This is a genomic window from Sphingomonas sp. P2_B6, assembly GCF_056404755.1.
Genome location: NZ_JBFUDK010000022.1, coordinates 55,583 through 64,609, shown reverse-complemented (window position 1 = coordinate 64,609; position 9,027 = coordinate 55,583). Strand labels below are relative to the sequence as shown.

Below are 9,027 nucleotides of genomic sequence, written 5' to 3'. Positions count from 1 at the left end.
GCCGCCCTGCTGTCCGGCTGGCGTGTCGCCCGCCGGCGTGCCGCCGTTGCGCGCGCTGCCGTCGGGCGTGGTGTTCGCACCGTCCTGATTCCGTCGCCTGAATCCGCCTGGCGGCTGAAGTCCGGCGAACGGGTTCGGCCCGGTGCCCGCGCGGAATGCCTCCAGTTCCTTCTGCACCTTCGATTTGATCGGTTTGGAGAAGTTGATGCCCCAGCGCAGCTGTGACCGGCTGCTCTCGGCGAAGTTGATCGGCCGCATGTCGATTCGGGTGAGCTGACCCGATGCGTCGCGGGTGAAGCGGCTCGGGAACGCCGCCTCGATGGCGGCCGTCGCGCTCGGGAAGGCCGCGATCGGATCGTCGGTGCGGCTGGTCACGTAATTGGCGGTGAGGCTCAGGTCGGTTTGCGACCAGGGCTTCAGGGTCAGGCCGATCTTGGTCACATGATTGTTGCTGGCGAGCAGATTGGCGTTGCCGCCGGTCAGCGAGGTGATGTCGACGGTCGTGCCCTGCACATAGTCGAACACGCGCACGTTCGGCGTGGTGATCACTGGATTGCCGAGCTGCTGGGCGCTCGGTGCCTGTTCCTGGTCGGTGTGCGAGACGATGAAGCGCACCGCCTCGACCGGAATCCAGTTCGCGCCATAACCGAGCGTCTGCAGCGTGCCGAAGTCGGAAAGATGGTCCTCGGCCAGGTTGAAATTGGCCGAAAGCCTGCCGAGGAACGGCAGGAAGCCGTTGGTCTTGCTCGCGATCGGGATATCGATGTTGACCTGGCCGTTGACGGTATCGCGCGAGACGGAGCCGGTCTGGTTTCCGGTTGCGCGATACGATCGCGAATCGAAGCCGCTGGTATCCGCGCCGAGCTTGATGCTGGTCGAGACATCGCCCGCCGGCAGTTTGAACAGCGGGCCGTTGAGCAGCGCGTCGACGCCCGCCTCGTTGGAGACGCCATAAGCCCGGTTGGCTGGGCGCGCGCCGACCTCGGAGCCGGAAATGTCGACGCCCGTCTCGCTGAAGGTCTTGGTCTCGCTGCGATCGTAATTGCCGGTGACGGACCAGCGCCATTTGGGACTGATCGAGCCATTCCACGTGGTGCCAAGATGCGCAGTCAGCGTGGAGTTACGCTGTTGCAGCGGCAGGACTCCGTCGAGCGTCGGGTCGGTCACGCCATCGGGCAGGCCGTTGGCGCGCAGGCTGTCGGTATATTCCAGCCGCCCGTTGATCGTCGCCGAGACCTTGCCGATCGGCCGTGCATAGATGGTGTTCGCGCTGAAATCGCGGCTCGAGGCAAGCAGGCTGCGATAGGGGTCCGGATCGGTGATATCGCGCTCATTCTCGGTCAGCCCCGACTGCGCCTCATATTGGAGATGCATGTTGAAGCGGCCGTCACCGCGGATGTGAAGCAGGTCGAGCTCGCCTTGCGCATCGTTGCGCCCGCCGGCTGTCGGCACCCGGTCGGCCAGTTCCACCGTGGTCGCGCGAAAGCGGCGGCGCAGCACGATGTTCACGACTTTCTGGTCGGCGCGATAGCCATATTTGAGCGCGACTTCCTCGGGCAGGATGTCGACACGCGCGATCGCTTCGGTCGGGATGTCGCGGATCTCGGAGAAGCCGGAGATGCGCTTGCCGTTGAGCAGCACCACGGGTGCCCCGCCGCTGCCGCGTCCGCTGGTCGTCTGCGGGGTCAGCTCGTTGAGCAGGTCGGAAAGCGAGCTCACCCCATAGGATCGGATGTCGGCCGGGCCGAGCTGTTCCTCGGGCTGGATATCGCCGATCACCGCGCCGGGCAGGTTGCGCTGGCCGCGCACGATGATGTCCGGCTCGTCGGGATCGGCCTGGTCGTCGCTCTGCGCCGCCGCCGGGGCGGGCGCCGCGTTCGTCGTCTCCTGCGCTGCCGCCAGGGCCGGGGCGCTGGCCGAGGCCAGCAGGAACAGGATGCCGATACGCCGCATGGTCACTCCAACTCGAATCACCGTCGGAGCCCTAGACTCCATTTGTCGCAAGAATGTGCCGGTCCGTGCATTGACCTACGATTGACAGTATTCGGGCGCGCAGCGGATAGCATCCGCATGACCAGTCCCCTGATCGCCGGCATCGAACTTGGCGGCACCAAATGTATCTGCGTTCTCGGCTCCGGCCCGGACGATATCCGCGACGAAGTCCGCATCCCCACGACCACGCCGGACGAAACGCTCGCGGCGGTCGAGGCAGTGCTTGGCCGCTGGTCGGGCTATCAGGCGCTGGGCATCGCCAGTTTCGGCCCGGTCTCGATCGATCCGGTGGTGGCGAACTACGGCTTCATCACCGCGACGACCAAGGCCGGCTGGTCGAACACCGATGTCGGGCGGCGACTCTCGCGCCACGCGAACGTGCCGCTGGGCTTCAACAGCGATGTGGCCGGGGCGGCGCTGGCCGAGGGGCGCTGGGGTGCCGCGCGGGATGTCGCCGACCATGCCTATGTCACCGTCGGCACCGGGATCGGCATCGGGCTGGTGATGGGCGGCGAAACCACGAATGGCCTGTCTCATCCCGAGCTCGGCCATATCCGTCCGGTACGGTTGTCCGGTGATGGCTGGCCCGGCATCTGTCCCTTTCACGGCGACTGTCTCGAGGGTCTCGCATCGGGACCGGCGATCCGGGCGCGGGCAGGGAAGGCCGCGGAGCAGCTCGCCGCGGACGATCCGGTATGGGACGGCGTCGCCCATGCGCTGGCCCAGCTCGCGCACACGCTCGTGCTCACCGGCATCCCGCGCCGGATTGTGATGGGGGGCGGCGTGATGGTCGGCACGCCCCATCTTTTCCCGCGCATCCGCGAGAAACTGGTCGCGAGCCTGGGCGGCTATGTCGCGGCCCCCGGTCTCGACCCGATCGAGGCTTATGTCGTGCCCGCCGCGCTCGGCAACCATGCCGGGCCGCTCGGCGCGATCGAACTCGGCATCCGGGCGCTTCGCCCCGCTGCGCCCGGGAAAAAATAGGTCAGGCCCGCTCCAGCGCGGTGCCGAACGGCAATATCTCCTCGTACCGCGCCAGTGCCGGCGCGCCGATCACCCGCGCTCCCCGGCGCAACAGGAAGGCGTGGCGAACGATTTCCGCCTGTTGCTCGATGCCGTAACGGCGCAGCGGCAGGCCGGGCCGGATCGCATAGTCGTACCGGCAAAAGGGGTGCCGCCTGATCGGCAGGCTGATGCCCTTCTGGTGCTGCCAGACATGAGTCATCTCATGGATGAACAGTCCCTGGTCGTCGAGCGACCCGGCGGCGAAATCGTCGCGGTAGCGGCTGCCCCCGGGATGGAAATGGATCGATCCGGTCGGCGCCATCACCGTTTCGCGCGGCTGGAAGAACGCCCATTTGCGCCGCGTGACTCGCACTTGCGCATAATCGATCGCGTCGCCGAACACGCTTCGCGCCAGCGCGATCTCGCCCGCGGTCAGCGGGCGGCCGGAGCGGTCGGCGCTCAACTTCCCGGCGAAGCCTCGCCGGCACCGACGGCGGTGGCCTTGTAGGTGACGCGCTGGCCGTCGGCGAAGGTGAACAGCAAGGGCACCGGCGCGCCCGGCCTGATGCCGGGGTTCAGATCGAACAGCATCACATGCTTGCCGCCCGGCGCGAAGGCGACCTCGCCTCCGGCGGGCAGGGCGACCTGCTGAATCGGCTTCATCGAGGCCATCGATCCTGTCTGCATCGATTCGTGCATCTCGGCGCGGATCGAGACGTCGCTGGTCACACTGACCAGAGTCGCGTCGGCGGGTCCGCCATGCAGTGTGAAATACGCCGCCGCCGGCCCGCGCGGCACCGCGGCCAGCCTCACCCAGGCCTTGGTGACATGGATTTCGTTGGGACTCTCGCAGCCGGCAAGCGCCAGCAGGACACCAAGGAGGGCAGGGATACGCATCATATTCTCCCGCTTCGGGAATGTTGTCCGGCCTCTAGGGTCCCTACTCTCGTCCCGCAACGGCCGTGATCGCCCGGAGAGGGGCGCTGGCAAGGAAGGTTGCGCCGTCGCGGGCTGGTAGGCCCGCGCAMGCAGCCTGACGCCGCCAGCGCCCCTCTCCGGGCGACCGCTTCGCGGCGGGCGGCTTTTGGCGTGATGCGGCGTCGCGCGCCAAGAGTCCTTTGGGGTCACGATGAATCTTCATCGCTCCCTCCTTGCTCCTAGCCTCACGCCAAAATCCGCTCCGTCACGGTCATTGCGGGACGAGAGTAGGGACCCTTGGGGAGTCGAAAATCTTGCGGCAAGCGAAAGCCCCCCTATATCGCCAGCAGTAAGTGCCGCGTCGCCCAGTCAGGGGGCGCGGTCGAGAGGCAATTTTTTTGAAGACGGGGGCCGAAGAGGACCATGGCTAAAGTAATCGGTATCGATCTGGGCACGACCAACAGCTGCGTTTCCGTGATGGAAGGCGGCAAGCCCAAGGTCATTGAGAATGCGGAAGGGGCGCGCACCACGCCCTCGATCGTCGCGTTTGCCAAGGATGGCGAGCGGCTGATCGGTCAGCCGGCCAAGCGCCAGGCGGTGACCAATCCCGAGAACACGATTTTCGCGGTGAAGCGCCTGATCGGCCGCCGCTTCGACGATCCGGTGACCAAGAAGGACACCGAGCTGGTTCCGTACCACATCGTCAAGGGCCCGAATGGCGACGCCTGGGTCAAGGCCGGCGGCAAGGATTATTCGCCGGCGCAGATCTCCGCCTTCACGCTGCAGAAGATGAAGGAAACSGCCGAGGCCTATCTCGGCGAGACGGTGACTCAGGCGGTCGTGACCGTTCCTGCTTACTTCAACGACGCGCAGCGCCAGGCGACCAAGGACGCCGGCCAGATCGCCGGCCTCGAAGTGCTGCGCATCATCAACGAGCCGACCGCGGCGGCGCTGGCCTATGGCCTCGACAAGCAGGACGGCAAGACGATCGCGGTCTATGACCTTGGCGGCGGCACCTTCGACATCTCGGTGCTCGAGATCGGTGACGGCGTGTTCGAGGTGAAGGCCACGAACGGCGACACCTTCCTCGGCGGCGAGGATTTCGACGACAAGATCCTGCGCTTCCTGGCCGAAGACTTCAAAAAGGCCGAAGGCATTGACCTGACCAAGGACAAGCTGGCGCTGCAGCGGCTGAAGGAAGCGGCCGAAAAGGCGAAGATCGAGCTGTCGTCCGCCGCGACGACCGAGGTCAACCTGCCCTTCATCACCGCTGACCAGAATGGCCCGAAGCATCTGGTGAAGACGATCACCCGCGCCGATCTGGAGCGGCTGGTCGAGGATCTGATCCAGCGCACGCTCGAGCCGTGCCGCAAGGCGCTGGCCGATGCGGGTCTGAAGGCAGCCGACATCGCCGAAGTGGTGCTGGTGGGTGGCATGACCCGCATGCCCAAGGTGCGCCAGGTCGTGAAGGATTTCTTCGGCAAGGAACCGCATTCGGGCGTCAACCCGGACGAGGTCGTCGCCATGGGCGCCGCGATCCAGGCCGGCGTGCTGCAGGGCGACGTCAAGGACGTGCTGCTGCTCGACGTGACGCCGCTGTCGCTGGGCATCGAGACGCTGGGTGGCGTGTTCACCCGCATGATCGACCGCAACACCACCATCCCGACCAAGAAGTCGCAGACCTATTCGACCGCTGACGACAATCAGCAGGCCGTGACGATCCGCGTCTTCCAGGGCGAGCGYGARATGGCCGCCGACAACAAGRYSCTCGGCCAGTTCGACCTGGTCGGYATCCCGCCGGCGCCGCGCGGCGTGCCGCAGATCGAGGTCACYTTCGACATCGACGCCAACGGCATCGTCAAYGTKTCSGCCAAGGACAAGGGCACGGGCAAGGAGCAGCAGATCCGCATCCAGGCCTCGGGTGGCCTGTCGGATCGCGACATCGACCAGATGGTCCGCGACGCCGAGCAGTTCGCCGAGGAGGACAAGAAGCGTCGTGAGGCAGCCGAGGCGAAGAACACGCTCGACAGCCTGATCCACACCACCGAGCGCCAGCTCGCCGACAATGGCGACAAGGTCGACGCGTCGCTCAAGGCCGAGATCGAGGCGGCGGTGGCCACGGCCAAGACGGCGGTCGAGGGCGGCGATCCGGAAGCGATGCGCGAGCAGGCCAATGCCCTGCAGCAGGTCGCGATGAAGCTCGGCCAGGCGATCTACGAGAAGCAGGCCCAGTCGGAAGCTTCGCCTGCCGCCGATGCGGCGCAGGAAGCTCCTGCCGAGGACGTGGTCGACGCCGAATTCTCGGAAGTCGACGATACCAAAGCGTAACTTGTTGCGTTCCCCCCGTTATTCCTGCGATGAGCAGGGGTAACGGGGAGGGCGGGGGCCCAAGATGACCACCGAAGTCGATTTTTACGAATTGCTCGAATGCGAGCGCACAGCGGACGATGCCACGCTGAAGGCATCCTATCGCAAGCTCGCCATGAAATATCACCCCGACAAGAATGACGGGTGCAAGGACAGCGAGTCCCGTTTCAAGGCGATCAGCGAGGCCTATGATTGCCTCAAGGACCCGCAGAAACGTGCGGCCTATGATCGTTTCGGCCATGCCGCGTTCCGCAATGGCGGTGGCGGCGCCGGTGCGGGCGCGCAGGATTTCGGCGCGTTCAGCGACATCTTCGAAAATATCTTCGGCGAGTTCATGGGCGGCGGCGGGCGGGCCCCGCGCGGCGCGCGGCGCGGCGCCGATCTGCGCTACGACATGGAGATCACGCTCGAGGACGCGTTCCGCGGCAAATCGACCGACATCACCGTCGACGTTTCGGCCTCCTGCGATTCGTGCAAGGGCACCGGCGCCAATCCCGGCACCAGCGCCAAGGCCTGCGGCACCTGTGCCGGGCACGGCAAGGTGCGCGCCCAGCAGGGTTTCTTCGTGGTCGAGCGGACCTGCCCAAGCTGTCACGGCGCGGGCCAGGTCATCTCCGATCCGTGCAGCGCCTGTCGCGGCGAGGGCCGGGTCGAAAAGACCAAGACGCTTACCGTCAATATCCCGCCCGGCGTCGACGAGGGCACGCGGGTGCGGCTGACCGGCGAGGGCGAGGCCGGCGCGCGCGGGGCGCCTCCGGGCGATCTCTACATCTTTCTGCACGTGCAGCGGCACGCGCTGTTCGAGCGCGAGGGCACGACCCTGTTCGCCCGCGCGCCGATCAGCTTCACCACCGCGTCGCTGGGCGGCGAGATCCGCATCCCCGGGCCGGACGGCGAGCGCCACACGATCAAGATCCCGGCCGGCACCCAGAGCGGCCGCGAGCTGCGCCAGCGCGGCGCGGGCATGCCCGTGCTGCAGGGCCGCGGTCGCGGCGACCTGGTGATCCGGGTCGAGGTCGAGACACCGACCAAGCTGACAGCCCGGCAGCGCGAACTCCTCGAACAGTTCCGCGCCACCGAAACCGGCGAGGAAAACCCGCAGACCACGAGCTTCTTCAAGAAGGTGAAGAGCGCGCTCGGCTGACCCTATGAATACCCCTCCCGCTTGCGGGAGGGGTCAGGGGAGGGCCTGTGCGATCAACCAATCCCGAAACTGTCGACCAGTTCAACCGCCAACCGCACCGGCACGACCGGCGTGGCGCAGCGCGATGCCAGATCGGCCTGATAGGCCTGGAAAGACGGCAGTCCGGTCACCGCATCGGCGCTCTCGTCGGCCAGATTGACGAACAGGTGGATAAATTCGTCCCCGTCGCGGAACAGGGCATAGCCCACCTTATCGGGCGCGTTGGCGCGTACCTCGTCGAACACGGCGCGCGCCAGCCGTTCATTCTCGTCCGACGTCTCGGCTTTGGTCGCATAGCGTACCAGCGTCACTCTCTGCATGATGTGGGTTCCTTATCGACGCGGCATCGCGTCGGAGGATGAGACGGTGCCGATCCCGCAAAGGATTCGGCGGTCGAAAAAGAATCCTCACCCGAATCCTTTGCGTCTCCCGCGGCGTCCCTGGGCTAGAGGAAAAGTGGAGGTGCGTGTGACGGACCGGTTGAACGACTGGCTGGGTGAGATGCGGCCGCGGCTGCACCGTTATGCCGCGCGCATGATGGGGTCGGCCTTTGATGGCGAGGACGTCGTCCAGGATGCGCTCGCCAAGGCAGCCGAAGCACTCGGCGCCGGCGCGCAGGTGGCCGAGCCCGACGCCTGGATCTTCCGCATCGTCCACAATACCGCGCTCGATGCGCTACGCCGCAGGCGGCGGCAGGAGGCGCGCGATGCTCTTGCCGTCTCGGACGATGCGTCCACCGAAGAGGCCGACCGGCGGATCGCGGTGGAGGCCGGGCTGGGCAGCTTCCTCCATCTCGTGCCGGCACAGCGATCGGCCGTGGCGCTCGTCGATGTGCTGGGTCACTCGCTCGCCGAAACCGCGGCGATTCTCGGCATGACGGTCCCAGCGGTCAAAGCAGCGCTTCATCGCGGGCGGGTCAGGCTGCGCGCGCTTGCGCAACAAGCGGAAATATCGGCGGTCATCGCGCCTGCCGAGCGCGCGCGCCTTCGCGCCTATGCCGACCGCTTCAACGCCCATGACTGGGATGCCCTGCGCGCCTTGCTGGCCGAGGATGTGAAGCTGGATCTCGCCAATCGGACGACGCTGTCCGGTGCGCGCGACGTGTCGATTTATTTCACGCGCTACGCTGCGCTGCCGGACTGGCGGGCAAGTGTGGGCATCGCGGAGGGGCGTCCGGCATTGCTGATCCGGAAGCGTGGGGACGAGTCAGGTCCACCCATTTTTGTCGTGCTGCTCGATTGGCGCGGGGATCGGATCGCGGTGATCCGCGACTTCCACTACGCCACCTATATCATGGAAGGATTGAGCTGGTCGGCCATCCCGCCGGCCTAGCCACCCCTTTAGACAAGGGGTGGGCGGGCCGATGGATCAGAGGCTTACGACCTCGACCACCAGCGCAAGAGCCGTGAACGTCAGCATGGTGCTGACCACGGTTTCAAAGAAGCGCATGGTAGGGTCTCCGATGCCGGAAAAGTCCGGCTAGGCCCTATGTGGAGATTGTTGCGGACTCTCGCAATATTGTTACGCGCCTTCGCAGTTGCAGCATTTGCAATCGCTTCATC

At 66.2% G+C, this 9,027-nt stretch carries 8 protein-coding genes; 4 read left to right on the top strand and 4 right to left on the bottom strand.

Translation table 11 applies throughout. The features are described 5' to 3' along the window. The coding region (locus tag AC1DX5_RS22555) for a TonB-dependent receptor (protein ID WP_478017459.1) at window positions 1-1,953 on the bottom strand (1,953 nt) is incomplete at its 3' end. A 117-nt stretch (window positions 1,954-2,070) separates the two neighbouring features. Between AC1DX5_RS22555 and AC1DX5_RS22550 the strand changes: the two genes are divergently transcribed. After that, window positions 2,071-2,976, top strand: coding sequence for an ROK family protein (locus tag AC1DX5_RS22550; protein WP_478017458.1), 906 nt, complete (start codon window positions 2,071-2,073; stop codon window positions 2,974-2,976). 1 nt (window position 2,977) lies between these two features. On the opposite strand, the gene AC1DX5_RS22545 is transcribed toward AC1DX5_RS22550, so the two are convergent. Both AC1DX5_RS22545 and AC1DX5_RS22540 read right to left on the bottom strand, forming a co-directional pair. After that, complete coding sequence (locus AC1DX5_RS22545) at window positions 2,978-3,460, bottom strand: vgr related protein (protein ID WP_478017457.1); 483 nt, start codon at window positions 3,458-3,460, stop codon at window positions 2,978-2,980. Further along, window positions 3,457-3,897, bottom strand: a complete 441-nt coding sequence (locus AC1DX5_RS22540; protein ID WP_478017456.1) for a copper chaperone PCu(A)C — start codon at window positions 3,895-3,897, stop codon at window positions 3,457-3,459. Before AC1DX5_RS22540 ends, AC1DX5_RS22545 begins: the two co-directional genes overlap by 4 nt. A 441-nt stretch (window positions 3,898-4,338) precedes the next feature. On the opposite strand from AC1DX5_RS22540, the gene dnaK reads away from it, so the two are divergent. Both dnaK and dnaJ read left to right on the top strand, forming a co-directional pair. Continuing rightward, window positions 4,339-6,243 carry a molecular chaperone DnaK gene (gene dnaK / locus AC1DX5_RS22535; protein WP_478017455.1) on the top strand — a complete coding sequence of 635 codons (1,905 nt, stop codon included), beginning with the start codon at window positions 4,339-4,341 and terminating at the stop codon, window positions 6,241-6,243. A 64-nt stretch (window positions 6,244-6,307) separates the two neighbouring features. After that, on the top strand, window positions 6,308-7,426 hold the full coding sequence (gene dnaJ / locus AC1DX5_RS22530) for a molecular chaperone DnaJ (protein WP_478017454.1): 1,119 nt from the start codon (window positions 6,308-6,310) through the stop codon (window positions 7,424-7,426). Window positions 7,427-7,479: 53 nt separating this feature from the next. Here dnaJ and AC1DX5_RS22525 read toward each other — a convergent pair whose 3' ends face one another. After that, a complete protein-coding gene (locus AC1DX5_RS22525) occupies window positions 7,480-7,785 on the bottom strand; it encodes a hypothetical protein (protein WP_478017453.1) in 306 nt (101 codons plus the stop codon). 148 nt (window positions 7,786-7,933) lie between these two features. On the opposite strand from AC1DX5_RS22525, the gene AC1DX5_RS22520 reads away from it, so the two are divergent. After that, complete coding sequence (locus tag AC1DX5_RS22520) at window positions 7,934-8,797, top strand: sigma-70 family RNA polymerase sigma factor (protein ID WP_478017452.1); 864 nt, start codon at window positions 7,934-7,936, stop codon at window positions 8,795-8,797. Window positions 8,798-9,027: the final 230 nt, after the last annotated feature.

Bases quoted from the DNA above. Each gene is read 5' to 3' on its own strand.
- AC1DX5_RS22540 (WP_478017456.1), bottom strand. From the start codon at position 3,897: ATGATGCGTATCCCTGCCCTCCTTGGTGTCCTGCTGGCGCTTGCCGGC.
- AC1DX5_RS22550 (WP_478017458.1), top strand. From the start codon at position 2,071: ATGACCAGTCCCCTGATCGCCGGCATCGAACTTGGCGGCACCAAATGT.
- dnaJ (WP_478017454.1), top strand. From the start codon at position 6,308: ATGACCACCGAAGTCGATTTTTACGAATTGCTCGAATGCGAGCGCACA.
- AC1DX5_RS22525 (WP_478017453.1), bottom strand. From the start codon at position 7,785: ATGCAGAGAGTGACGCTGGTACGCTATGCGACCAAAGCCGAGACGTCG.